The organism is Rhodanobacter thiooxydans, from assembly GCF_021545845.1.
Taxonomy (GTDB): domain Bacteria; phylum Pseudomonadota; class Gammaproteobacteria; order Xanthomonadales; family Rhodanobacteraceae; genus Rhodanobacter.
Genome location: NZ_CP088923.1, coordinates 188,471 through 213,223, shown reverse-complemented (window position 1 = coordinate 213,223; position 24,753 = coordinate 188,471). Strand labels below are relative to the sequence as shown.

Annotated in this window: 13 protein-coding genes and 2 pseudogenes; 7 read left to right on the top strand and 8 right to left on the bottom strand. The window is 68.9% G+C overall.

Translation table 11 applies throughout. The features are described from left to right. Positions 1-29: 29 nt before the first annotated feature. The 4 genes from LRK53_RS00865 to LRK53_RS00850 all read right to left on the bottom strand — a co-directional run bounded on the left by LRK53_RS00865 (position 30) and on the right by LRK53_RS00850 (position 7,721). On the bottom strand, positions 30-911 hold the full coding sequence (locus LRK53_RS00865) for an alpha/beta hydrolase (protein ID WP_235642444.1): 882 nt from the start codon (positions 909-911) through the stop codon (positions 30-32). 55 nt (positions 912-966) lie between these two features. Further along, the gene (locus LRK53_RS00860) at positions 967-2,976 is read right to left on the bottom strand and encodes a S1 family peptidase (RefSeq protein ID WP_235642443.1); all 2,010 of its coding nucleotides are present in this window, start codon (positions 2,974-2,976) and stop codon (positions 967-969) included. A gap of 157 nt (positions 2,977-3,133) precedes the next feature. Next, complete coding sequence (locus tag LRK53_RS00855) at positions 3,134-5,377, bottom strand: TonB-dependent receptor (RefSeq protein ID WP_027493706.1); 2,244 nt, start codon at positions 5,375-5,377, stop codon at positions 3,134-3,136. 112 nt (positions 5,378-5,489) lie between these two features. Further along, on the bottom strand, positions 5,490-7,721 hold the full coding sequence (locus LRK53_RS00850; protein ID WP_027493707.1) for a beta-glucosidase family protein: 2,232 nt from the start codon (positions 7,719-7,721) through the stop codon (positions 5,490-5,492). 120 nt (positions 7,722-7,841) lie between these two features. Here LRK53_RS00850 and LRK53_RS19355 point away from each other — a divergent pair. The 5 genes and pseudogenes from LRK53_RS19355 to LRK53_RS19185 form a co-directional block, all read left to right on the top strand. Continuing rightward, positions 7,842-8,438: pseudogene (locus tag LRK53_RS19355) on the top strand (DEAD/DEAH box helicase); the annotation flags it as partial. 291 nt (positions 8,439-8,729) lie between these two features. Next, a pseudogene (locus tag LRK53_RS19350) lies at positions 8,730-10,934 on the top strand (DEAD/DEAH box helicase); the annotation flags it as partial. A gap of 343 nt (positions 10,935-11,277) precedes the next feature. Beyond that, positions 11,278-12,300, top strand: coding sequence for an IS110 family RNA-guided transposase (locus tag LRK53_RS00840; RefSeq protein ID WP_081666535.1), 1,023 nt, complete (start codon positions 11,278-11,280; stop codon positions 12,298-12,300). Between the two features lie 83 nt (positions 12,301-12,383). Then, a complete protein-coding gene (locus tag LRK53_RS00835; protein ID WP_338109834.1) occupies positions 12,384-13,820 on the top strand; it encodes an Lhr family helicase in 1,437 nt (478 codons plus the stop codon). A gap of 25 nt (positions 13,821-13,845) precedes the next feature. Next, positions 13,846-13,980, top strand: a complete 135-nt coding sequence (locus LRK53_RS19185) for a hypothetical protein (protein ID WP_255324818.1) — start codon at positions 13,846-13,848, stop codon at positions 13,978-13,980. On the opposite strand, the gene LRK53_RS00830 is transcribed toward LRK53_RS19185, so the two are convergent. The 4 genes from LRK53_RS00830 to glk form a co-directional block, all read right to left on the bottom strand. After that, entirely contained in the window at positions 13,977-15,038 is a 1,062-nt protein-coding gene (locus tag LRK53_RS00830) for an acyltransferase family protein (RefSeq protein ID WP_027491691.1), read from the bottom strand. The genes LRK53_RS19185 and LRK53_RS00830 overlap by 4 nt on opposite strands. Before the next feature lie 229 nt (positions 15,039-15,267). Beyond that, positions 15,268-17,571, bottom strand: a complete 2,304-nt coding sequence (locus LRK53_RS00825) for a beta-N-acetylhexosaminidase (RefSeq protein ID WP_027491692.1) — start codon at positions 17,569-17,571, stop codon at positions 15,268-15,270. Positions 17,572-17,940: 369 nt separating this feature from the next. Then, positions 17,941-20,658: a TonB-dependent receptor gene (locus LRK53_RS00820; RefSeq protein WP_027491628.1), complete on the bottom strand. Its 2,718-nt coding sequence runs from the start codon at positions 20,656-20,658 to the stop codon at positions 17,941-17,943. A 106-nt stretch (positions 20,659-20,764) separates the two neighbouring features. Continuing rightward, complete coding sequence (gene glk / locus LRK53_RS00815) at positions 20,765-21,850, bottom strand: glucokinase (RefSeq protein WP_027491627.1); 1,086 nt, start codon at positions 21,848-21,850, stop codon at positions 20,765-20,767. 425 nt (positions 21,851-22,275) lie between these two features. On the opposite strand from glk, the gene LRK53_RS00810 reads away from it, so the two are divergent. Further along, the gene (locus LRK53_RS00810; RefSeq protein WP_027491626.1) at positions 22,276-23,562 is read left to right on the top strand and encodes a sugar MFS transporter; all 1,287 of its coding nucleotides are present in this window, start codon (positions 22,276-22,278) and stop codon (positions 23,560-23,562) included. A 124-nt stretch (positions 23,563-23,686) separates the two neighbouring features. Beyond that, positions 23,687-24,736, top strand: coding sequence for a LacI family DNA-binding transcriptional regulator (locus LRK53_RS00805; RefSeq protein ID WP_027491625.1), 1,050 nt, complete (start codon positions 23,687-23,689; stop codon positions 24,734-24,736). The last annotated feature ends 17 nt before the right edge of the window (positions 24,737-24,753 follow it).

Here is a 24,753-nt window from a genome sequence, read left to right as displayed (position 1 = left end):
GCCGGAGGCGCGGATCGGGCGCGCGGCTTTCAGCGGTGTGGCGCCGGCGCGTCCTGCCGGCCCAGCCAGTCGCCCAGCTGCATCAGCACCTGACCGCGGCCCGGTTCGTTCTCGTTGAACAGCTCGTGGTACAGCAGCGAGAAGAAGCGCGTGGTGAGCTGCCCGGTCGATGTCGCCTGGCGGGCGAACTCGCGGCTGCCGGATGGGTCCACGATGCCGTCGCCATCGGCCACCAGCAGCAGGGTCGGCAGCGCCAGACGGGCGGCGTCGGCGATGCATGCGGCGCCGGCGCGAAAGATGAAGTCGGCCAGCCGCGGGGTGATCCAGCCGTGGCGCAGCGGGTCGCGGCGGTAGTCGGCCACCACCTGGCGATCGTGCGAGAGCTGGTCGAAATCCAGCCCGTTGCGCAGCGGCAGGTTTGGCGCGACGCGGGCGAGCAGCCGCGCCAGCGCTATCATCCGCGGCGACTCGCGGGTACGCAGCGCCGGCGACGACAGCAGCAGCGCCAGCGGCTCGACGCGGCCGTCCAGCACGGCGCGCACGGCCACCAGGCCGCCCATGCTGTGGCCGAGCAGCAGCGGCGGATGCGGCAGGCCGCCGGCGTAGTCGTAATAGACGGTGGCCAGATCCTCCAGCAGATCGTCGCCATGGCGTAGGCCGCCGCGACGGCCCGGGCTCCGGCCGTGGCCGCGCTGGTCGTAGCCGCGCACGGCGTAGCCGCGCCGGTTGAACCAGGTCGCCAGGCGCTGGTAACGGCCGCTGTGCTCGCCCAGCCCGTGCACCAGCAGCACCGCGCCGCGCGCGCCGGCCAGCGGCCAGTCGCGCAGGAACAGCTGCTGGCCATCGGCCATGGCGAGCCAGGCGGTGGGTTCGGGGCCGTCCGCCGGACGGTTCTGCAGTACCGCGTGCATGGTGGTTCCGCGTCTGTTTCCCTGCCCGGCGCCGCCGTGGGCGCCGGCGCAGGCATCAATGTTCGGTGACCTGCATGTCCTTGGTCAGCAGGTCGAGCTTGCCCTTCATGTCGGCCTGGGGCTGCGTGCCCACGGTGCCGTAGAAGGCGGTGTACAGCACCGTGGACGGCTGCCCGGCCGGGGCGGCCGGGGCGACCACGACGTTGATCTTCATCAGGTCGTTCTCGTAGCGCGCCACGCCATTGTAGGGATACTCGCGCGCCGACAGCTTGCGCCAGCGGCTGCTCAAGTCATCGTCCAGCCCGGGCGGCGGCGCCACATAACGCTGCACGTTGACGTTGTTGTGGTCGTCGGAGGCGGTGTCCTTCCACACGTTCACGTCGCCCACGTCCCATACCGGCTTGCCGTCGTCCAGGAAGAAACGGAAGCCGAGCCACAGCAGGTTGTCCGGCTTGATCGCCTGCACCGCGGACGGGTAGGCGAAGCGCAGCCGCTGCGAGGCGTAGCTGAAGCGGCGGTCGTAGTCGAAGCCGATGTGGATGTTCTTGAACGCGGCCGGCTGCAAGGCCGGGTGAGCGAGGAAGTCCTTCCATTGCGCCAGCGTGCCCTGGTAGGTGACGTGGACGAAGCTGCTCATCTCGTCCAGGTCCAGCATGCTGTCGTACTCGTGGGAGGGCGGCGTGAAGCGCACCAGCATCACGCTGCCGTCCGGCACCGGCAGCGTATACGCCACCACCAGCGCATTCGCGTAAGGCAGCGTCCACACGCCGACATGCCACGGCCGCTGCCAGCGGTCGAGGCGGGTCGATTCGCGCACCGGCTTGCCCAGCGAGGTGATCTTGACCTTCTCGCCGGCAACCTCGCGCTGGAACATGCCGGTGCGCGCCAGCAGGTCCATGCGCGACTTCGCGTCGCCATAGAACGTTGCCGCGGCCACCCCGTCGGGCCGGCGCAGGCGGACCAGGCCATTGCGCGCCACCCCGCCGGTGGCCACATAGCCGTTGCCGTCCAGCGCGAAACGCTGCGCCTGTCCGCCGGCGCGCCGCCATTCGCCGTCGGTGCCGCGCACGATCAGCGTGGGAAAGCCGTCCAGTTGCGTCTGCTGGTGCAGCAGCCGCGCCGAGCCCGCGCCGTTCGGGAACAGGTTGGCCGACTCCTTCGCCAGCAGCGCCTTCAGCTGCGTGTCGCTGTTGGCGTCCATGCGGGCCTGGTACTCGCGGTAGAAATCGCCCAGGCCGACCGGCAGCGCGAACTGCGCCTTGAGCCGGTCGTTCTGCACGGTGTCGAACAGGTCGATCTGGTAGGTGACGCGCGTATCCATCACCGCCTTGCCGGCGGGCGCATCCAGCACCTCGCGGATCGGCAGCGCGTAGTTGAGGTTCTCGTTGGCCGACTTCATCAGCACCACGCCGATCAGCTTGCCATCCTTGCCGAGCAGCGGGCCGCCGCTGTTGCCGGGCGAGGCGGCGGCGGAGAAGCGCATCCATTTCCAGGCGCCGTCCTGCTGCTCCGGCGTGTCGGAGGTGTACAGACCGTCGCGGATCACCACGCCGGTGCCCAGCGCATTGCCCACCGCATAGACCACCTGGTTCAGCGCGGGGCTGGCGTCGAGCTCCAACGCGGCGTCGCCCGCCGGCGGCTGCGCCAGGGAGAACACCACGAAATCCTTGCCCAGCGAGAACTTCTCGATCTTGCCGATCGGGTATACGCGACCGGCGGCGTCGCGCAGCTGGGGCGGCCCCCACAGGCTGTCCACGCCGGCCAGCAGCACGTGCGCGGCGGTGACGTAGCGGTTGTGGCCGATCGCGAACGCGGTGCCGATGGAGTAGTACTTGTCGGTACGCTCCTGGTAGGGCAGCAGCTCCAGCGGCAGCGGCCGCTCGTAGCTCAGCGGGTCGACGGCCGGCTTGGCCTGCACCACCTCGAAGGTGGCCGCCTGGATCTTCGGCAGCAGCGCCGGATCGAGGCTGGCCGCCCGTGCCGTCGACATCCCCGCCAGGCCGAGGCCGCACAGCAGCACCAGCATGCCGAGACGGCGGGTCGCTCCCCCACACCATGTACGCATAGATTTCCCTTGCACCGGGGCACCGCCAGCGGACTCCCCTCGGCATCCTCGCAGCAGCGGCCGGCCTGCATCTTGGCATGGCCGCGCGCCGCTTGCATGGCGGCCGCGGGCGGGATGCCGATGCCCCGTCGCGCGACGGGGCATCGGCGCACCCGATTTACAGCTCGGCGCGGAACTCTACGCCGATCACGCGCGGGTCGTTGACGAACGCGGTGCGGTTGTTGAAGTCGATCGCGCCGGTGATCGCCCGCTTGTCGGTGATGTTGCGGCCGTACAGGGCGACCTCGCGGCGACCGTAGTCCCAGTTGTAGCCCAGCCGCACGCCGCCTTCCAGCAGCGCCTTGCCCTTGAACTCGGCCGAGTCGTACAGGAAGAAGTTCACTTCGCTGCGGTAGTTCCAGTCGGTGTAGACGAAGAACTCGCCGCCGTCGCCGTACGGGATGCCGTAGCGCGCGGTGAGGGTGCCGATCCACTCCGGCGCATTCGGCAGGGTGTTGCCGTCGACCAGCGCGTTGCCCGCGGCGTTGAGCGGGTCGAGCACGGTGCAGCCGGAGCCGCACACCGCCACCGCCAGGCCCGGGTCCTTCAGCTTGGTGAAGTTGTAGCTGCCGCCAGCGGTGAGCACGAAGTTCGGGGTGAGGTAGGCCTCCAGGTCGAACTCGGCGCCGTAGCCCTGGGTCTTCTTCGCGTTGATCAGGCGGGTGACGTTGATGTCGCCGCCGACCGCGGTGAGCTGCTGGTTGTGCATGTTGTAGCTGTAGACATCCGCGTTGAAGCGCACGTGGTTGTCCATGCCGGTGGTCTTCACGCCCAGCTCGTAGCTGGTGATCGTCTCGGGCCTGGCCTGCGAGATGAAGTCGGCGAACAGCACGCGGCCCTGCACGCTCGGTGCGCGGAAGCCGTTGGCGACACGCGCGTAGACGTTGACGTTCGGATTCAGCGTCCAGGTGCCGGTGAGGTCGCCGCTCCAGCGCGCGTCGTGCGGCTGCGCAGTCTGCCGCAACGGGCCGCCGCCGATCGGCGACAGCACGCGGTCCACCTTGAAGTCGCGCGAGTCATGCGACCAGCGCGCGCCGGCACGCAGCTCGAAGTCGTCGGCGAGCTGGTAGTTGGCCGAGCCGAACAGCGCCCACGCCTTGGTGCGCTGGGTCTGCCTGGCGTAGCCGTCCAGCGCGTGGTTGTTGAAGGTGGCGTAGTCGAAGTTGCTGATCGCGATGTCTTCGTCGAAGTAATACGCGCCGACCTGCCAGTTGAGCTTGTCCTGGCCGTTGCTGGCCAGGCGGAATTCCTGGGTGATCTGACGGTCGCGCGGCAGCGCGTCGGCGGTCTCGACCGGGAACGGGATGAAGCCAGGCCCCATCGGCTGATGGAACACCGCGCCATAGCCGCCGTCGACGTCGCCGAGACTGTAGGTGGTGGCGCGCTCCAGCCCGGTGATCGAGGTGAAGGTCAGGCCGCCCAGGTTCCACGCCAGGTGCAGGTTGCTGCCCCAGCTGAACAGGTGCTGCTTGTTGCGGCCGTCCTGCGCCACCTTGTCGCGGTCGAAGCCGGGCACGAAGCTGGGGCTGCCCAGCTCGATCGCATTGGCGCGGTTGACCATCGCGCTGCCGTCCAGCCAGCGCGCGTGGCCGTTGAGCAGCGCGCTGAAGCCGTCGTTCTCGTACAACACCTGCAGCCGCACGGCGCGGTCGTTGTAGCCGCCCAGCGCGTCCTTCCGGCCGGTGAAGGTGTTGTCGATCCAGCCGTCGCGGTGCTGCGCCAGCACGGAGATGCGGCCGGACCAGTGCCTGCCCAGCGCGCCGCCCAGCGCGGCCTCGGCGTTGGCGGTGCCGAGCGAGCCGTACGAAACGCGGGCGTAGCCGCTGGTTTCCTGGCTGGGCCGCACCGACTCGAACTTGATCACGCCGGCCGGCGAGTTGCGCCCGAACAGAGTGCCTTGCGGGCCGCGCAGCACTTCGACCTGGGCCAGGTCGAACAACGGGAAGCCCTTCAGGATCGGGTTCTCCTGCACGACGTCGTCGTACACCATCGACACCGGCTGCGAGGCGTTCAGGTCGAAGTCGCTGTTGCCCAGACCGCGGATGTAGAAACGCGGGAACTCGCGGCCGTAGGAGGTCTCGGCGTACACGCTGGGTGCGCGCGAGGCGAGCTGCAGCACGGTGTCGCCGGACTGGCCGAACGCCTCCAGCTTGTCCGGCGTCAGCACGGTCAGCGCCATCGGCACCTTCTGCATGTTCTCCACCCGCTTCGAGGCGGTGACGTTGACCGTCTGCAGTTCGGTGGTCTTGGCGGGCGGCGATTTGGTCGGCGCGGCTTGCTGCGCCATGGCGGCGTCCAGCGGCAGCGCGGCGGCAATGCAGGCAGCGAGTACGGCGAGACGCAACGAAGTGGCGGCGTGCATGGTCGGTCCTTGGATGGCGGGAGGGAGGACGCCGCGACCGGTCCCCGCCGGCGCGTGTCGTCGCCGTATTGTCATACAGCCGACTTCGTTGTGAAAGCGAAATGCCGGCCGGTCAGCGCTGTGCGCCGGCGGGGAACACCGCCGGCAGGCGCAGTTCCGCGCGCTGTTCGATCTGCGCGGACGAGCGACCGAGCAGCAGCCGGTAGCTGCCGGCGGCGACGCGCCAGCCGTGGCCGTGGTCGTCATAGCGCGCGAAACGCACTGCCGGCAGCGCCAGCCGGACCCGTTGCGTCTGCCCCGGCTGCAGCGCCACCTTCTGCCAGCCGACCAGCCGCGACACCTGTTCGCCGGGCAGCTGCACGTAGAGCTGCGGTACGTCGGCGCCGGCGCGCTTGCCAGTATTGGTGACCGCGAATGACGCGGTCACCACGCCGGCCGCATCCGTGGTGACGGTCAGCGGGCCGTAGCCGAAGGTGGTGTAGCCGAGGCCGTAGCCGAACGGGAACAGCGGCTCGCTGCCGCGGCGCTGGAACCAGCGGTAGCCGACGTCGGCGCCCTCGATGTCGTAGTCGACCGTGTCGGCGGGCTGGCCCTGCGGCGGCAGGCCGATCGCGGCCAGGCCGGCGCCGGCGATGACCGGGCGCGGCAGCTGCGACTCGTCGCGCGGCCAGCTGAGCGGCAGCCGACCGGACGGATCCACTTCGCCGAACAGCAGCCGCGCGATCGCCTCGCCACCGGCGTTGCCGGGGTACCAGGCCTCCAGCACCGCCGCGGTCTGCTCCAGCCACGGCATCGCCAGCGGGCTGTTGTTCTCCAGCACCACCACGGTGTGCAGGTTGGCCCTGGCGACGGCGGCGACCAGTGCGTCCTGCTGGCCATCCAGCGCCATGTGCGGACGATCGAACGACTCGGCCGCCCACTGCTGCACGAACACCACCGCCACCTCGGACGAGGCGGCCAGCTTCGCCGCGGCCGCGATGTCCTCGCCGCTGGCGTAGCTGGCCTTGCCGCCGATACGGCGGGCGATCGCCGCCAGCGGCGCGGACGGGTGGTACATCACCGGACCCGGCCACACGGTCGGCGCCAGCCCCGGCACCGCATTGCCACCCGGCACGGTCACCGCCGACGAACCGCCGCCGGCCAGCACGCCCTTGTCCGCGTGTGCCCCGATCACCGCCACCGACTTCAGCGTGCGCGCCAGCGGCAGCAAGCCATCCTGGTTGCGCAGCAACACCGCGCCGGCCTCGGCGGCGTGCTGCGCCACCTTCGCGTCGGCGGCGTAATCGATCGGCGCTGCCTTGGCGGGGTGGTCGATCGCGCCAACCGCGAACAGGCTGCGCAGGATGCGCTGCACCATGTCGTCCAGCCGCGCCTGCGGCACCTCGCCCTTGGCGATCGCCTCACGCAGCGGCGCGGCGAAGAACACCTGCGGGTCGAACGTCTCGCCGGCCGATTGCTGGTCCAGCCCGGCCAGCGCCGACTTCGCCGCGCTGTGCACCGCGCCCCAGTCGGACATCACGAAACCCTGGTAGCCCCACTCGCGCTTGAGCACCTGGTCGAGCAGCCATGCGTTCTCGCAGGCATAGGTGCCGTTGACGCGGTTGTAGGCGCACATCACCGAGCCCGGCTCGCCGATGCCCAGCGCGATCTCGAACGCGCGCAGGTCCGATTCGCGCGCGGCGACCGGATCGAGCTTCGCGTTCATCGTGTTGCGGGCGGTTTCCAGGTCATTGATGGCGTAGTGCTTGACGGTGGACACCACGTGCTGCGACTGCACTCCGCGCACCGTGTGGCCGACCATCACGCCGGCCAGCAGCGGGTCTTCGCCGGCGTACTCGAAGTTGCGGCCGTTGCGCGGGTCGCGGGTCAGGTTGACGCCGCCGGCCAGCAGCACGTTGAAGCCCTTGCGGTGGGCCTCGTGGCCGATCATCGCGCCGCCGGCCTCGGCCACCGCCGGATCCCAGCTGGCCGCCGTGGCCAGGCCGGACGGCAGCGCCGTGGCGACGTCGTGGCTGTGCGCGTTGAGCGGGCGCGCCACGCCCAGCCCCGCGTCGGTCTCCTGCAGCGCCGGCAGGCCCAGCCGCGCGAACGCCGGCGTGCAACCCGCCGAACCGAGCGCGCAGGCCGGCGCCGGCTTGCCGTCGGAGGCGCTGCCGTAGGCGGTGGTGATCAGCTGGAACTTCTCGTCCTGGCTCATCGCCTGCACCACCAGCGCGGCGCGCGCATCAGGCGACAGCGAAGCGTTCATCCAGGGTCGCGCCGGCGGTTCCCCGGCCGCCGTGGCAGTGGCGACCACGGCGAGGGCGAAAGCATAGGCGGACAGACGGCGCGGACGACGGGACATGGGCGACCTCGGGCGAAGTAAGGAAGGCGGCTGACGGCTACGCGCAGAGTGCTAACGTAACGTTTTCAGCGCAAGCCACTGGCGTCACGAGCCGGCGCTTCGCGCTTGCGTGCAGCGCCGATGGTACCCATCTTTCGCAGAATCATGTCGCCCTCGCTCGCCGATTTCCATCCTGCCGTCGCCGCCTGGTTCCGCGGCGCGTTCGCCGCACCTACCGCGGCGCAGGCCGCCGCGTGGCCGTCGATCCGCGCCGGAGCGCACACCCTGGTCGCCGCGCCGACCGGCTCGGGCAAGACGCTGACCGCGTTCCTCGCCGCCATCGACGAACTGGTGCGCGAGGGCGTGGCGCACGGCGGCACGCTGGCCGACGCCACCACGGTGCTGTACGTGTCGCCGCTGAAGGCGCTGTCGAACGACATCCACGTCAATCTGGAAGCGCCGCTGGAAGGCATCCGCGCGGAACTGGAAAAACTCGGCCTGCCCGACGTGGCGATCCGCACCGCGGTGCGCACCGGCGACACCCCGCAGGCGGAGCGCAACCTGCTGCGCAAGCTGCCGCCGCACATCCTGGTGACCACGCCGGAGTCGTTGTACGTGCTGCTCGGCTCGGCCTCGGGGCGCGCCATGCTTGCCGGCGTGCGCACGGTGATCGTGGACGAGATCCACGCCATCGCCGGCAGCAAGCGCGGTTCGCACCTGGCGCTGTCGCTGGAGCGGCTGGAATCGCTGTGCCAGCGGCAGTTGCTGCGGATCGGGCTGTCGGCAACGCAGAAGCCCATAGAGAAAGTTGCCGACTTTTTAGTCGGAGCTCAACATTCCCTTCTCCCTCCGGGAGAAGGTGCCCGCAGGGCGGATGAGGGTTCGGGGTCGCCGCGAGGCAACAACAAGGTGGCTACCCAATGTAGCTTCCCCGCGAGCACCCGCCCCTCACCTCAATCCTCTCCCCCAAATGAAATTGGAGCCGGGGGAGAGGAGACGAACGCAAGAAGCGATGTCACCATCATAAACACAGGCCACACCCGCCCCCGCGACCTCGCCATCGAAGTTCCGCCCGTCCCGCTCGACGCGGTGATGTCCAACGACGCCTGGGAGCTGGTCTACGACCGCCTCGCCCAGCTGGTGCGCGCGCACCGCACCACCCTGGTCTTCGTCAACACCCGGCGGATGGCCGAGCGCGCCGCTCGGCACCTGTCCGAGCGACTGGGCAAGGAACACGTGGCGGCGCACCACGGCAGCCTGGCGAAGGAGCTGCGATTGGACGCCGAGCAGCGATTGAAGCGCGGCGAGCTCAAGGTGCTGGTGGCCACCGCCTCGCTGGAGCTGGGCATCGACATCGGCGAGGTCGACCTGGTCTGCCAGCTCGGCTCGCCGCGCTCGATCGCCGCGTTCCTGCAGCGCGCCGGCCGTTCCGGCCACAGCATCGACGGCACGCCGAAGGCGCGGCTGTTCCCGGCCACCCGCGACGACCTGGTCGAATGCACCGCCCTGCTCGACTGCGTGCGCCGCGGCGAACTGGACGCACTGGTGATGCCGCCGCAGCCGCTCGACGTGCTGGCCCAGCAGATCGTGGCCGAGGTGGCCTGCAGCGAGTGGGACGAGGACGCGCTGTACACGCTGGTGCGCCGCGCGCATCCCTACCGCAAGCTCGCCCGCAGCGAATTCGACGCGGTGGTGCGCATGCTGGCCGAGGGCTTCACCACGAGGCAGGGCCCGCGCGCGGCCTACATCCATCGCGACGCGGTGAACCGCCAGCTGCGCCCGCGGCGCAGCGCGCGGCTCACCGCGCTGACCTCCGGCGGGACCATCCCCGACACCGCCGACTACAAGGTGGTGCTGGAGCCGCAGGCGATCATCGTGGGCACGGTGAACGAGGATTTCGCGGTCGAGAGCATGGCCGGCGACATCTTCCAGCTCGGCAACGCCAGCTACCGCATCCAGCGCGTCGAGCGCGACCGGCTGCGCGTGGAGGACGCGCACGGTGCGCCGCCGAGCATCCCGTTCTGGCTGGGCGAGGCGCCGGGGCGCAGCGACGAATTGTCGTTCGGCGTGTCGCGGCTGCGCGAGGAGATTTCCGCACTACTTGAGCCTGAGCCCCTCTCCCTGCGGGAGAGGGGTTGGGGTGAGGGTACGGGCGAAGCCATTAACCCCCATGCTCCGGGCGTACCCTCACCCCCAGCCCCTCTCCCGCAGGGAGAGGGGAGCAACGCCCGCGCGCTCGCATGGCTGCGCGACGAACTCGGCCTGGCCGAAGCCGCCGCCCAGCAACTCGTCGATTACCTCGTCCGCGCCAAGGCCGCACTCGGCGTGCTGCCCAGCCAGCACACCCTGGTGCTGGAGCGTTTCTTCGACGAATCTGGCGGCACCCAGCTGGTGATCCACACGCCCTGGGGCAGCCGCATCAACCGCGCCTGGGGGCTGGCGCTGCGCAAGCGCTTCTGCCGCCAGTTCAACTTCGAACTGCAGGCGGCGGCGACCGAGGACGCGATCGTGCTGTCGCTGTCCACCAGCCACAGTTTCCCACTGGAGGAAGTGGCGCACTACCTGCACTCGAACAGCGCCGAGCACGTGCTGGTGCAGGCCCTGCTCGATGCCCCGCTGTTTCCCGCGCGCTGGCGCTGGAATGCGGTGACCGCGCTGGCGTTGCCGCGCTTCACCGGCGGCAAGAAGACCCCGCCGCCGCTGCAGCGCATGAAGAGCGAGGACCTGCTCGCCGCAGTGTTCCCCGACCAGGTCGCCTGCCTGGAGAACATCGTGGGCGAGCGCGAGGTGCCGGACCACCCGCTGGTCAACCAGACCCTGCACGACTGCCTGCGCGAGGCGATGGACGTGGACGGCCTGCTGGCGATCCTGCGCAAGCTGGAGGCCGACGAGATCGCCATCGTGGCGCGTGACCTCACCGCGCCCAGCCCGCTGGCCGCCGAAGTATTGAACGCCGCACCGTACGCGTTCCTCGACGACGCACCACTGGAGGAGCGCCGCACCCAGGCGGTACAGACGCGCCGCTGGAACGGCGCCGACAGCGGCGACGACCTCGGCCGGCTCGACCCGGAGACGATCGCCGCGGTGCGCGCGGAAGCCTGGCCGCAGGCGCGCGATGCCGACGAAATGCACGAGGCGCTGACCTTGCTGGGCTTCGTCACCCTCACGGAAGTCGACGCCAACCGCGGCTGGGACGAGCGACTGCAGGCGCTCGCCAAGGCAAAGCGAGCGACCCGCCTCACTGTAGGAGCACACTCTGTGCGCGATGCTTCTCCGCCTGGTGACGAAGAGCGATCGCGCACCGAGCCTGCCCCGGACTCGATCCGGGGGTGCGCTCCTTAGGTCTTGATGTCCGACCTGTCAGGGTCGAGCATTCCCGACTGATCATCGGGGGAACCGGGTGATGCCGATGCGCTCCTTTGGCTTCGAGCCCGTGACGTAGATGCACACCCCGGTTCCGATTTCGCTCATCCAGAAGTTTGAACGGTACCCTCGGCCCGCCACTGGCGTGAGCCTGCACACCTAAGGATCAGCCGGATGAGCATGGTGATCGGAACAAACCATGCGAGGTAAGGCGATGACAAACGTTGTGGGAGTGGATGTGGCCAAGGCCACGTTTGATGTGGCCGTTGGTCTGGCCAAGCCGGGCAAATTCCAGACACGCGCCAAGGTGGCCAATCGTGAAGAAGGCTTCCAGGAGTTGATGACCTGGTTGGACAAGCACGCGCCGGAAGCGGCGGTGTGCATGGAAGCGACGGGGATCTATCACGAGGCACTGGCCATCTTCCTGGTACAGCAAGGCAAGACGGTCTACGTGGCCAATCCGGCGCAAGTAAAGTACTTCGGCAAGAGCCAGCTGACGCGAACCAAGACCGACCGCACAGACGCCAAGCTCATTGCGCAGTTCGCCACCAGTCAGCAGGCCGGCACCCATCCGATGGCGCCGTGGATGCCGCCGACAGCGGCCCAGCGCACCTTGCGCGCGCTGGTCGAACGGCTGGACGATCTCAAGGGCATGGAGCGGATGGAAGCGAACCGACTCGACGTCGCCAATGACGCCGTACGCGACTCGGTGGAAGCGTCGCTCAAGGAACTGCGCAAGCAGATCAAGGCGCTGGAGCAGCGCATCAACAATCACATCGACAAGGATCCCCAGCTGCGCTACGACGCGGCGTTGATGACGTCCATCCCCGGCATCGCCAAGACCACGTCGGCCTCCCTGCTCGCCGCACTGGGCGACCTGCGACGCTTCGACGCGCCGGGCAAGCTGGTCGCCTTCGCCGGCCTCAACCCGGCACGGCGCGAGTCGGGCACGCTCAAGGGACAGGTCCGGATCTCCAAAACCGGTGCCCCCGGCTTGCGCGCCAAACTCTACTTTCCCGCCATCTGCGCCAAGAACCACAACCCCGTGGTTCGTGCCTTCTGCGAACGGTTGCTCGCACGCGGGAAGCTCCCCATCGTGACCGTGTGTGCCGCCATGCGGAAGCTCCTGCACCTAGTCTGGGGCGTCATCCATACCAACTCGCTGTTTGATCCTGACTACCCCAGACACCGCCTCGTTGCCTCTGCGCACGCATCACCTGGATGCTCGCTTGCATAACGCGGAACGAGACGGTATCTACAGAGATATGGACGTGCGCGGAGAACCTGCCGCTGTGGCAAACGCTGCATTCCACCGCCGCCATGCAGCCGCCGATCGCCGCACCCGCCGAGTACGCCGCGCAGGCGTGGTCGCGCGGGGACGCCGTGCTGGAACTGGTGCGCCATCGCCTCGGCGGACTCGGCCCAGTCACCGCGAATACCCTGGCCACCTCATTGGCCATCGATAGGGGCGAGGTCGAACAGGCTCTGCTGCGCCTGCAGTCCGAAGGCTACGTGATGCAGGGTCGCTTCAGCACCGATGCCGTCGACACCGAATGGTGCGAACGCCACCTGCTGGCGCGCATCCATCGCTACACCATCGGCCGGCTGCGCCGCGAGATCGAGCCGGTGAGCCGGCGCGCGCTGATGCGCTTCCTGTTCGACTGGCAACATGTGTCGGCGGCCACCCGACTGAGCGGACCGGACGCACTGGCCGCCACGCTGGCGCAGCTGGAAGGCTACGAGGCGGCAGCCGGTGCGTGGGAGAGCGAGCTGCTGCCGGCGCGCATCGCGGACTATGCGATCCATTGGCTGGACGAGCTGTGCCGCGCCGGCCGCATCGGCTGGGTGCGCCTGCGCACCGCCAGCGGCGGTGGCGGCGGCCCGGTGCGCAGCACGCCGATCGGGCTTTTGCCGCGGCGTGGAATGGCCGTCTGGACGTCCGTGGCCGCGGGCGACCCGCAGGAAATCCTGCTGTCGTCGCGCGCCCAGGCCGTCGCCGATGTGTTGCGCGAACACGGCGCGCTGTTCTTCGACGAACTGCTTGCCGACACCCGCCTGCTGCGCACCGAGCTCGAGGACGCGCTGGGCGAACTGGTCGCCGCCGGCCGGATCAGCGCCGACAGCTTCGCCGGCCTGCGCGCCCTGCTGCTTCCAGCGGCGAAGCGCGAAGGCGGGCGGCATCGCCGGCTGCGTCGGCACCAGCTCAGCGGCATCGAGGATGCGGGACGCTGGGCGCTGGCGCGCGGCACGACGACGGGCAAGGCCGAACCCGAGGCGATCGAACACATCGCCCGCAGCCTGCTGCGCCGCTACGGCGTAGTGTTCTGGAAGTTGCTGGAACGCGAGGCGCCGTGGCTGCCGTCGTGGCGTGAGTTGCTGCGCGTTTACCACCGGCTGGAGGCGCGCGGCGAAATCCGCGGCGGCCGTTTCGTCGAAGGCCTGGTCGGCGAGCAGTTCGCCCTGCCCGAGGCGATCGCGCCGCTGCGCGCGGTGCGCTCGCGCGCGGACGACGGCGAACTGGTCTGCCTCAGCGGCTGCGATCCGCTGAACCTGGTCGGCACCGTGCTGGCCGGCGACAAGGTGCCGGCACTGGCCGGCGCGCGCGTGCTATACCGCGACGGCATGCCGATCGCCGCGCTCGTCGCCGGCAAGCCGACGCCGTTGATCGAGCTCTCCCTCGCCGACACCCAGCTGGCGAAGCACGCGCTGCTGCGCCACCCGCCCTCGCTGCCGGAAAGCTCGGCCATCGCCCGCTGACACGGGTTGCCTGCCGGTCCTGCTGTTGTTTCCGCTGGGATTCGGCGTCGGCTACCTGTTCGCCGGCAACAACGGCGCCTTGTGGGACGCCGGTGCCGGCCTGCTGCTGGGCTTGCTGTCGATGGCCCTGTTCGTCAAGGCGCTACGCGGACGTCGCTAGAGCTTGAGATGGATACGTCGCCGATCCATCGCCCACACGATCAGCCACCACAACGCCACGAACACCACCGCGAAGGCCAGCGACGGCACGTACGGGCCGAAGCGCGGCGTCATCCAGCGGGCGAACAGGTGCTGGTAGAGCGGCTCCTGCCAGCCCAGCGCGGGCAGCGCGATCTGCATCAGTTCGGAACCGGCATAGGCGGCGATCGCGTTGACGCCGAAGCGCCGTCCCCATGCCGGCCAGCCGCGCCGGTCGATCAGCATGTGGAACGTCAGCAGCGCCAGCGTGGCCCAGCCGGTGGTCCACAGCACGAACGAGGGCGTCCACAGGTTCTTGTTGAACGGCAGCCACGGCGACCACAGCGCGCCGAGCAGCAGCGACAACATGCCGGCGAACAGCAGGCGTCCGTTCTTTTCCTCGCGCAGCCAGCATCCAGCGCGCAAGCCAAGCAGGGTGCCGGCCAGCGAGGGGAGTGTGCTGAGCAGGCCTTCCGGATCGTGGCCGCGGCCGGTCGCCGGATCGATCAGGTAGACGAAGCGGCCGAACACCGCACTGTCGACGCGACTGACGATGTTCGTCCACGGCTCCAGCGATCCACTGAGCAGGAGCAAACCCCGGTAACCGAGCAGCAGCGCCGCGATCGCCCACCACTGCGTGCGCGGTTTCGTATAGATCGCGAACAGCGCCACGCCGACGAAGCACAGCGCGATCCGCTGCAGCACGCCGGGGAATCGCAGATGTGCCTGCGGCAGCCACCACGCCGCCAGCAGACTGATCGCCACGCCGAGCGCGAGGATGCGCAGCGCGCGCCACATCGCGGCGCGGCTCAGCGCGGACGGCGAAGCGCCCTGCTCCAGCCGCGGCAGGATCGCCAGCGCCACCGACACGCCGACCACGAACAGGAAGAACGGAAACACCAGGTCGGTCGGCGTGCAGCCGTTCCACGCCGCGTGCTCCAGCGGCCAGTAGACATGCTCCCAGTCGCCCGGGTCGTTGACCAGCAGCATCGCTGCCACGGTGCAGCCGCGCAGGGCGTCGAGCGAGGCGAGACGCTTCATGCAGAACGAAAGCTCAAAAACGCCGAAATACCTCCCCCTGCAAGGGGACAAATCGGCAGGACTGCCGATTTGCACGGCGCCAGCCGCCCGCAGGGTGAGGGCCATGGATGGCCCGAATGCAGGCAGGGAGGGGGTAGCGCAGGGTCGCCGAGAAGATCAAGAGCGAACCCCACCCCAGCCCTCCCCTGCGCAGCAGGGGAGGGCTGGGGTGGGGTTCGCAGGACGGGACTCATGGCGTCAACGCCACGTGGCCCAACGCGTACAACGGTCCGTCGATTGGCGCGATGTAGATCAGACACAGCGCGTGCTCGCCCTGCTGTATCGGCAGTTTTGCGGTCAATATGAAGTTGCGGGCGCTGTGCGCCGGATCGGGCAGCGGCATGCTGGCCAGCACCGGCCCGTCGCATCGGTCGGCATGCACTATCAGTTCGCCGAACGGGGGAGCGTGCGGACGCGACACCACCAGCTTCTGCTCGTGCGCCAACGCGAAGTTGCGCGGCAGGCGCGCCGCCTCGACATGGATCGCGGCGACGCCATCCAGCAGCGTGGCGGGAAACACCTGGCAGGCATCGAACACGTTCACCGCGTACACCGGCTGCACGCTCTCCGCGTCGGGCATGGGTTGCAGGCGCAGGCGGAAGTTACTGGCGGGGCAGTTCGGCAAGGTGTTGCCGGGAAAGCTCAGCAGGGCCGCGCGATCCAGCACGCGTTCGCGCGGCGCGGCGAGCCGGCTGCCGTCGGCGGCGTAACTGGCGGCGCGCACCGTGCTCGGCAGGCCCACGTTGAACGGCGCGTCGTAGCGCGGCGAGGCGAGCGTGGGCGTGCTGCCGTCCAGCGTGTAGCGGATGCGGCCAAAGTCCGCCTGATTCGACAGCGTCACCGTGGCCTTGCCGGTGGCCAACGCCACGTTGCGATCCACGCCGATGTCCACCGCGAAGGCGCTGTCGGCGTAGGCGATATGCTGCGCGCGGTAGCGCGCGAACTGCGCCGGCAACCTGGCGAGAAAGCCCGGCCAGCCGTTGGCCACGGGCGGCGACCACGCCACTTCGCTGAGCGCATCCAGCCGCGGGAACACGGCGTGCTCCACGTGGGCGAACGCGGGCATGTGCTCGGTCCACACGTTGGCCTGCACGCCCAGCACGTGCCGTGCCTGTGCCGCGCCCAGTACCGCGGGCACGGTCGGGAAGGCGTACACGCTCTGCAGCGATTCCACGCCGAGGCGACCGGCGTACTCGTCGGCGAGCTCGCCCTGCACGTGGTCGAAATACAGCTGCGGTGCAGGCGCCATCACCACGTCGTGGCCCATCATCGCCGCCTTGATCGCGCCGTCGGTGCCGCGCCAGGACATCACGGTGGCGTCGGCCGGTACGTTGTCGCCGTCGAGGATCTCGTCCCAGCCGATCAGCTTGCGGCCATGCTGGTCGAGGTACTGGCCGACGCGGTCGATGAACCAGCCCTGCAGCGCGTCCTCGCCGGTAATGCCCAGCGCATGCATCTTCGCCTGCACCGCCGGCGAGGCCCGCCACTGGTCCTTGATCGCCTCGTCGCCGCCGACGTGGATGTAGGTCGAGGGGAACAACGCCATCACTTCGTCGAGCACGTTGCCGATGAATTCGAAGGTGGCGTCGTCGACGTTGTAGAGATACGGGTTGACGCCCCAGTCGGTCGACACCGGCGGCCGCTGGCCGGTGACGCCGAACTGCGGATAGGCGGCGACCGCCGCCTGCGCGTGGCCGGGCATGTCGATCTCCGGCACCACGGTGATGTGGCGCGCGGCGGCGTACGCGACCACTTCGCGTAGCTGCGCCTGCGTGTAGAAACCACCGTAGCGCCGCGGCTCGCCGTCGTGCCCGGCATCCGGCGGCGTGCGCCATGCGCCAATCTTCGTGAGCTTGGGATAGCGCTTGATCTCGATGCGCCAGCCCTGGTCGTCGGTGAGGTGCCAGTGGAAGGTGTTGAGCTTGTGCTGGGCCATCTGGTCGAGCAGGCGCTCGATTTCTTCCACCGTCTGGAAGTGCCGCACGGAATCCAGCATCAGGCCGCGCCAGGCGAAACGCGGCTGGTCGCGAATGGCCAGCGCCGGCACATCGACCGCGCCTTGCTTCGCATCGGGCGTGAGCAGTTGCCACAGGGTCACCGCGCCGTAGAACAGGCCGGCGTCGTCGCGCGCGCTGACCCGGATGCCTTGCGGTGTGACATCCAGTGCATAGCCTTCGCGGTTCGCCACCGGCGCGGCGGAATCGCGTTGCAGCACGATCGCGCCGGCGGTGGCCGGGCCGTGCTTCAGCGGCAAGTGCAGGCCGCGGGTACGCGCGACCAGGTCGGCCAGCCACGCGCCGGTGCGCCGGGTCGAGGCGGCCTCGTCGGCGAGCACGATCGGCGTATGCGCGTCGACGGTGAAACTGCCAGCAGCGACGCGCAGTTGCGCCGGCAGCGGCAGCAGGGCGGGAGCCGGCGGCTCGGCGGCCCGGGCGAAGCCGGCGAGGCCCAGTATCAGGGTCGCGCAGCCGAGCAGGATCAGACGGCGGGTCATCGGTAGTCTCCGTCGCAGCAGGTGTATCACGCTAGCAAAAAAACGGGCCCGGCAAGATGGGACCGGGCCCGGTTGGGGAGGATGCGGAGCCGTCCGTGGCCCGCCTCGCGGTGGAACCGGCTCAGCGCTTGTGAAGAAAACCACTTCCTGTGGTTTTCTTCAGTCGCGAGTCCGGTACACGCCCGGACTCGCTCACATGAAACAGTCACTGGCGTGACTGTTTTATGCCCGGCCCTCGGGCAACCGCTCCTGCGTTGCCTCCACTCGGGCATCGGGCAACCGCTCCCTGCGTTGCCTCAACTCGGGCATCCATGCCCTCGCCATGCCCTCGCCGTGGCCGGCCTGAGAGGTTGAAAAAATCACAACCTCTCAGAGCTTGAAACGCAGGTTCAGGTAGTACTGCCGGCCGTTGTCGTAGAACGCGTACGGCTGCTTTCCGTAGGTGGCGTTCCGCGTGTAGTACTTCAGCTTCGGCTCGTTGAGGTTCATCGCGTCGAGCGACAGCGAGATATGGTCGTTGAGCTGGTAGCCCAGCGACACCGCGAGGTTGCCGATGCCCTGCTGGAAGTAGGTGTCGGTACGGCTCACGCCGGCATAGAACGCCGAACGGTAGGTGTAGCTGACGCGGGCGTTGAACTGCTTGTTCTCGAAGTAGCCCGACACGTTGTAGGTGTTCCTCGAGGCGCCCTGCAGCGGCTTGTCGCCGGTGGCGTGTGCGTCGGCGTAGGTGTAGTTGGCCTGCACGCCGAAGTTGTCGCCGATCGGCTGGATGTAGTTCAGCTCCACGCCGCGGACCTGGCCGTTGACGTTGGTCGGCACGCTGATCAGGTAGTTCGAGAACACGTCGTGGCCGGCGGCCTGGCTGGCCGGCATGTCCTTGAAGCTGCGCGTCTGGTTGCCGAAGCTGACGTAGTCCTTCAGGTTCATCGCGTACACGCCGCCCGACAGCAGGCCGCGCGGCGCGAAGTACCATTCCACCGCGGCATCGAAGTTGCTCGACACCAGCGGCCTGAGCTGCGGATTGCCGCCGCTGCCGGTGTGGGTGAGGTCGTCGGCCGACACCGAGCCGGCCAGCGCCGAGTAGTCCGGACGGGTCATCGTCTGCGACGCGGCGAAGCGCAGCAGCAGGTCGTCGCGCACGGCGAGCTTGAGGTTGGCGCTGGGCAGGAACTTGTCGTAGCTGTGCCGGTAGGTGTTCCAGTAGTAGTCGCCGAACGCCGAGCCGGTGATCGGGCCGGTGACCATGCTGGCCGCGGCGTCGGGCGCAGTGCTGCTGTAGCCGATGTCCTCCTTGGTCTTCACGTAGCGCACGCCGATGTTGCCGCTGGCGATGCCGGACTCGAAGTTCAGCTGCAGGTAGGCGGCCGAATCCTTCTCTTTGACCTTGTAGATGTCGTTGAAGTAGAAGCGCCCGACCGGGTCGCGGTTGGCGAACTTGCCGTCGATCTGCGCCAGCTGGGCCGGCGTCCAGAACCAGATCGGGCCGGGGAAGCTGCCGCTGAGCGAGCTGTTGAAGCCGCCCGGATAGCGGCTGTAGGTGGCGGTCGGGTAAGCGGCCGGGTTCTGCCAGTCGGAGGACCAGTTCGGCCCCTGCGCGATCTCGAACGGATTCTGCCGCGTGTGCTTGGCGTAACGGGCGCCGAACTGCAGCGAGGTGAACGCGTCGTTGTCGAAGCTGAGCTCGCCGTCGAACTGCGCCCAGTCCTCCTTGTCCTTCACCTTGATGCGCTGGCCGCCGAAGATCCAGCCGGCCGAAGGCAGGATGCCCGACGGCGAGCTGTTGTCGCCGCCCAGCGTCCAGTTGATCGGCTTGCCGAGGCCGCGCATGTCCCAGCTGGCGCCGGCGCCGCCGGCGGTGCCCAGCTCGATTACGTCCTGGGTCGGGCTGGAGCCGGTGCCGCGGGTGGTGCCGAGTTGGCCCTTGAGGTTGAGGTGGTCGGTGACGCCCCAGTTCGCATCGAGGGTGAGGTACTTCGATTCCGACGACGCGCCGGGGCGGGAGATCTGGTCGTACACGCCGTACGCGCCGGTGCCGCCGGCGATCGAGCCGCTGGTGACCACGTTGTTGTTGGTCGAATTGGCGGTCAGCACGCCGCCGTTGGCCAGCGCACTGCTGGCCCACATCATGTAGTTGCGGTTGTAGTTGTCGGCCTTGAGCTTGGAGTAGAAGCCGCTGAGGTCGAGCGTGAGGTTGTCGGTCGGCCTGACCTGGAAGTCGATCACGCCGCCCTTGCGCTCGCGCTCCTGGGTGAACAGCACCGCGCCGATCTCGTTGGGGTAATACACCGTTTTGCCGCCGACCGTGGTGGGCACGTAGCCGCCCACCACTTCCTGGCCGTTGCGCTGCAGGCTGCGCTTCTCGTAGAAGCCCTGCACCAGCACGCCGACGGTGTTGGCGTCGTTCTTCCAGTTGAACAGGCCGCTGAACTGCGGCTTGGTGTCGCCGGGCAGGTCCGAGTACACGCCGCCGATCGAGGCCTCGGCGGTGATCGGCTTGGCGAACTCCAGCGGCTTGCGCGTGATGATGTCGACCGAGCCGGCGCTGCCGCCCTCGACGATGCTGGCCTCGGAGGTCTTGTGCACCACCACCTGGCTGACGATCTCCGACGGCAGCAGGGTGTAGCTCACGCTGCGGCCCACGGTCTGCACCTGGCTCAGCACGAACCAGTCACCGGTGCCCACACTGTGGCCGTTGACCAGGGTCTGGGTAAGGCTGGGTGCGGTACCGCGCAGGCTGACGCGATCGCTTTCGTCGAAGCCGCCCTCGCTGGCGCTGGACGAGCTGATGTTGACGCCGGGCAGCCGTTGCAGCGTGTCGGCCACGTTCTTGGCCGGCAGCTTGCCGATGTCCTCGGCGGTGACCACCTCGACGTGCGAGGCGGCGTCCTTCTTCAGAGCCAGCGACTCGGCCTCGCTGTTGCGGATGCCGACCACGGTGACGGTGGCAAGCTCCTTCGCCTTGGCCTTGTCGGCGCGGCTCTGTGCGGTGGTGGCGCTGCTCTGCGCGGCATCCTGCGCGTACAACGCGCCGGATACGCACAGGCTGGCGATGATGCTCGCGGCTAGCAATGTCTTGCGGTAGTTCATGATCTCCTCCCCTCAGAGGCTGGCTCGAATCAAGACCGGCATGACGACGGTCGCGGACGTTGTGTGGTGGTTTGGCTTGGCGCCGTGTCGCCGGACGGTGCCCCTCTCATGCTCCCGGGCGTTCATCCAGAAACCAGCTTGCGGCGCCGATGACACCAAGCTGGCCGTGCTCGATCAGTCGTACTGGAACCTGTTGCAGGTAGGCGCGCATCACGCCCTTGTTGAAGTAGCGTTCGGCGAAGCGGCTGGCGCGCAGGAACGGCAGGATCTGCGGCAGGATGCCGCCGGCCAGGTAGACCCCGCCGCGGGCGCCGTACAGCAGCACCAGGTCGCCGACGAAGCTGCCGAGCAGGCCGCAGAACACTTCCAGCGCCTCCATCGCGGCGGCATCGCTGCCCGCCAATGCGGCGCCGGTGACCTCGGCCGGGGTCAGCAGGCGCGCTGGGCTGCCGCGCAGTTCGCACAGCGCGCCGTAGAGCTTCAGCAGGCCCGGGCCGGACAGCGCATCCTCGAACGACACGTGCGCATGCTCGCGGCGGAACAGGCGCAGGATCTCGATCTCGCGCTCGTTGCCCGGCGCCAGCGAGACCTGGCCGGCCTCGGTGGCCAGCACCTGCGCGCGCGGGTGGCCCGGCAGCAGCACCGCCGAACCCAGCCCGGTGCCCGGCCCCATCACCAACGCCGGCCCGCTGGCCGCCGGTTGCGCGGCCTCGATGATCGGCCGCGTCTCGTCGGCGGCGATGAACTGGGTGGCGTAGGCGACCGCCTCGAAATCATTGATCACCGCTAGTTGACGGATGCCGAGGCCGTCGCGGATCTCGCGGATCGACACCGGCCACGGCAGGTTGCCGTTGACGATCGCGTCGTCCAGCACGTAGCCGGCGCAGGCCACCGCGCAGTGACGCAGCCCACCGCGCAGCGCCGCGTACGGCGTGCTGGCCAGCTGGTCGACGAAGTCCTGCAGCATCGCGGCCAGGCCGGGCCAGTCGGCGCAGCTGTAGCGGTGGTAGTGCAGCACGCTGACCGGGTGGGGACCGGCCGTGTTGCCGACGACCAGGCCGATGCGCGCATGCGTGCCGCCGACGTCGGCGGCCAGGAACGGCGGCTGCCGATCCGGCCCGGCGCCAGGCCCGCCCGACGCCGACGCGTCGGCAACCGCCGCTGCATGACGCTGGTTCGCGACTTCCCCCACTGCCCTCTCCCGTAGCTGGCGATGGCCCGACCCGGACACGTTGACGCGAACCGGTACGGCCTGATTCGGGCGGAGTCTGCTGTCAGAATGACAACGTTGTCAACCGGACTGGCGACAAATTTTTGAACGCACGATGCGGCGACGCAATATAACTGTCACGACACTCTTGATCCATCCGTGATGAAGCCATGTAAATGGCTTCGTATGGCGCGGAAGCGCATGAAAGTGCGACAGCAAGGTAGCTTGCTGCAGCGCCGCGACGACGACTCCACATGACCGTCCGGACGGCACAGGCACGAGCACCTGCCTGCAGCCATACCGGATGGATTTATTGACAACGTTGCACTTTTCGGCAATTAAAGGGACATTCCTGCCTGCCCCGGTCAGCCGACCGGGCGGCACGGCGACTCCGGGGAGAACCATCCATGGCAACCACGCTGGCGGCAGCGCCGTCCGAACGCACCCATCTCGGCCCGATGCTGGTGATCGGCCTGCTGTTCTTCATCTTCGGCTTCGTCACCTGGCTCAACGGGCCACTGATCACTTTCGTCAAGCTGGCGTTCGATCTCGACGACGTGAACGCGTTCCTGGTGCCGATGGCGTTCTACCTGTCGTATTTCTTCCTGGCGCTGCCGTCGTCCGCGGTGCTGCGCCGCACCGGCATGAAGAAGGGCATGGCGCTCGGCCTGTTCGTGATGGCGCTCGGCGCGGTGCTGTTCGGCCAGTTCGCCACCATGCGCCTGTACCCGGGCGCGCTGACCGGGTTGTTCGTGATCGGCGCCGGGCTGTCGCTGCTGCAGACCGCGTCCAATCCCTACATCAGCATCCTGGGGCCGATCGACAGCGCGGCGCAGCGCATCGCCTTCATGGGCATCTGCAACAAGCTGGCCGGCGCGATCGCCCCGTTCGTGTTCGGCGCGCTGGTGCTCAGCGGCATCGGCACCTTCGGCCAGCAGGTCGAGTCGGCGCCGACGCCGCAGGCGCGCGAGGCCCTGCTCAACGCGTTCGCCGGCAAGGTGCACCTGCCGTACATGGTGATGGCGGGCCTGCTGGTGGTGCTGGCGATCTGGATCGCGCGCTCCTCGCTGCCGGAGATCAGGCCCGCTGGCGCCAACAGCGAGCAGGCGATCGGCCACCGCAGCGGCAGCATCTTCAGCTTCCCGCACCTGTGGCTGGGCGTGCTGTGCCTGTTCCTCTACGTGGGCGTGGAAGTGATGGCCGGCGACGCGATCGGCACCTACGGCCAGGGTTTCGGCCTGCCGCCGGACGCCACCAAGCACTTCACCTCGTACACGCTGCTCGCCATGCTGGCCGGCTACCTGGCCGGGCTGGCGCTGATCCCGCGCTTCATCACGCAGCAGCGCTACCTGGCGCTATCGGCCGTGCTGGGCGTCGTCCTTGCGATCGGCGCCTGGCTGACCCACGGCTACGTGTCGGTGGCGTTCGTGGCGGCGCTGGGTTTTGCCAACGCGATGATGTGGCCGGCGATCTTCCCGCTGGCGATCAATGGGCTAGGCCGCCACACCGAGGCCGGCTCGGCGCTGCTGATCATGGGCATCGCCGGCGGCGCGGTGGTGCCGCAGCTGTTCGTGCACCTGAAGCAGCACGTCGACTTCCAGCTCGCCTTCACCGCGCTGGTGGTGCCGTGCTACCTGTACATCCTGTATTACGGGCTGGCCGGCCACCGGGTCGGCCAGCAGCGGACAGCGTGAGACAGGAGTTCGCTACCGCCCGGCCATAAGCTAGGATGCTCACGCCGCCGCGCCGACGCGTGCGGCGCCACCGGCACCATGGCGCGACCGGCGACCAGTCCTTTCGATCCACGAGGTTCAGCGGGTGCGCAGCGCCACCATCAAGGATGTCGCGGAACGTGCGGGCGTCTCGCTAAAGACGGTCTCGCGGGTGATCAACAACGAGCCGTCGGTGCACCCCCGCACGCGGGCGAAGGTGCAGCGCGAGATCGACGCGCTCGGCTACCGGCCCGACCCCTCCGCGCGCAGCCTGCGCAGCACCCGCGCCTACGCAATCGGGCTGGTCTACGACAACCCGAACGCGCACTACGTGATCAACCTGCAGCACGGTGTGCTGGCCGCCTGCCGCGCCAGCGGCTACGGCCTGCAGATCCACCCCTGCGACTCTTCCTCGCCAAAGCTGGCCGACGAGCTGCGCGAACTGGCGCAGCGTTCGCGCCTGGCCGGGCTGGTGCTGGCGCCGCCGATGTCCGAGCAGCCGGCGCTGATCGAGGCGCTGAGCCAGGCGCAGGTCCCGTTCATCCGCATCATCTCGGCGCGCAAGGACCCGCAGGACGGCCACCCGTGCGTCTACGTCGACGACCGCGACGCGGCCTACGCGATCACTGAACACCTGATCCAGCTCGGCCACCAGCGCATCGGCTTCCTGTGGGGCGGCCGCGAACACCACTCCAGCCTGGAACGCTACCAGGGCTACGAAGACGCGCTGAAGGACTACGGCATCGCGCTCGACCGCAAGCTGATCGTGCCCGGCGACTATACCTTCGACGACGGCTTCCGCGGCGCGCGCAAGCTGCTGGCGCTGAAGGAGCGGCCCAGCGCGATCTTCGGCTCCAACGACGAGATCGCGGCCGGCGTGCTGGCGGCGGCGCACTCGGACGGCATCAACGTGCCGTACGAACTCTCCATCGCCGGCTTCGAGGACAGCCCGTTCTCCAAGCAGTCGTGGCCCGCGCTGACCACCGCCCGCCAGGCCACTGAGGACATCGCGCGGCACGCCGCGCAGCGGCTGATCGGCGACCTGCAGCGCGCGGCCAACGGCGAGCCACCGGTCAGCCGCAACGAAGGCTTCAGCCCGGAATTGGTGGTGCGCGGCTCCACCGCGCCGCGGCACACGGTGCCGTCTCGGCGCTGAGCGCATTGCGCCGTACA

Coding starts and splice junctions, on each gene's coding strand:
- LRK53_RS00865 (WP_235642444.1), bottom strand. CDS start 911: ATGCACGCGGTACTGCAGAACCGTCCGGCGGACGGCCCCGAACCCACC.
- LRK53_RS00860 (WP_235642443.1), bottom strand. CDS start 2,976: ATGCGTACATGGTGTGGGGGAGCGACCCGCCGTCTCGGCATGCTGGTG.
- LRK53_RS00855 (WP_027493706.1), bottom strand. CDS start 5,377: ATGCACGCCGCCACTTCGTTGCGTCTCGCCGTACTCGCTGCCTGCATT.
- LRK53_RS00850 (WP_027493707.1), bottom strand. CDS start 7,721: ATGTCCCGTCGTCCGCGCCGTCTGTCCGCCTATGCTTTCGCCCTCGCC.
- LRK53_RS00840 (WP_081666535.1), top strand. CDS start 11,278: ATGACAAACGTTGTGGGAGTGGATGTGGCCAAGGCCACGTTTGATGTG.
- LRK53_RS00835 (WP_338109834.1), top strand. CDS start 12,384: ATGCAGCCGCCGATCGCCGCACCCGCCGAGTACGCCGCGCAGGCGTGG.
- LRK53_RS00830 (WP_027491691.1), bottom strand. CDS start 15,038: ATGAAGCGTCTCGCCTCGCTCGACGCCCTGCGCGGCTGCACCGTGGCA.
- LRK53_RS00825 (WP_027491692.1), bottom strand. CDS start 17,571: ATGACCCGCCGTCTGATCCTGCTCGGCTGCGCGACCCTGATACTGGGC.
- LRK53_RS00820 (WP_027491628.1), bottom strand. CDS start 20,658: ATGAACTACCGCAAGACATTGCTAGCCGCGAGCATCATCGCCAGCCTG.
- LRK53_RS00810 (WP_027491626.1), top strand. CDS start 22,276: ATGGCAACCACGCTGGCGGCAGCGCCGTCCGAACGCACCCATCTCGGC.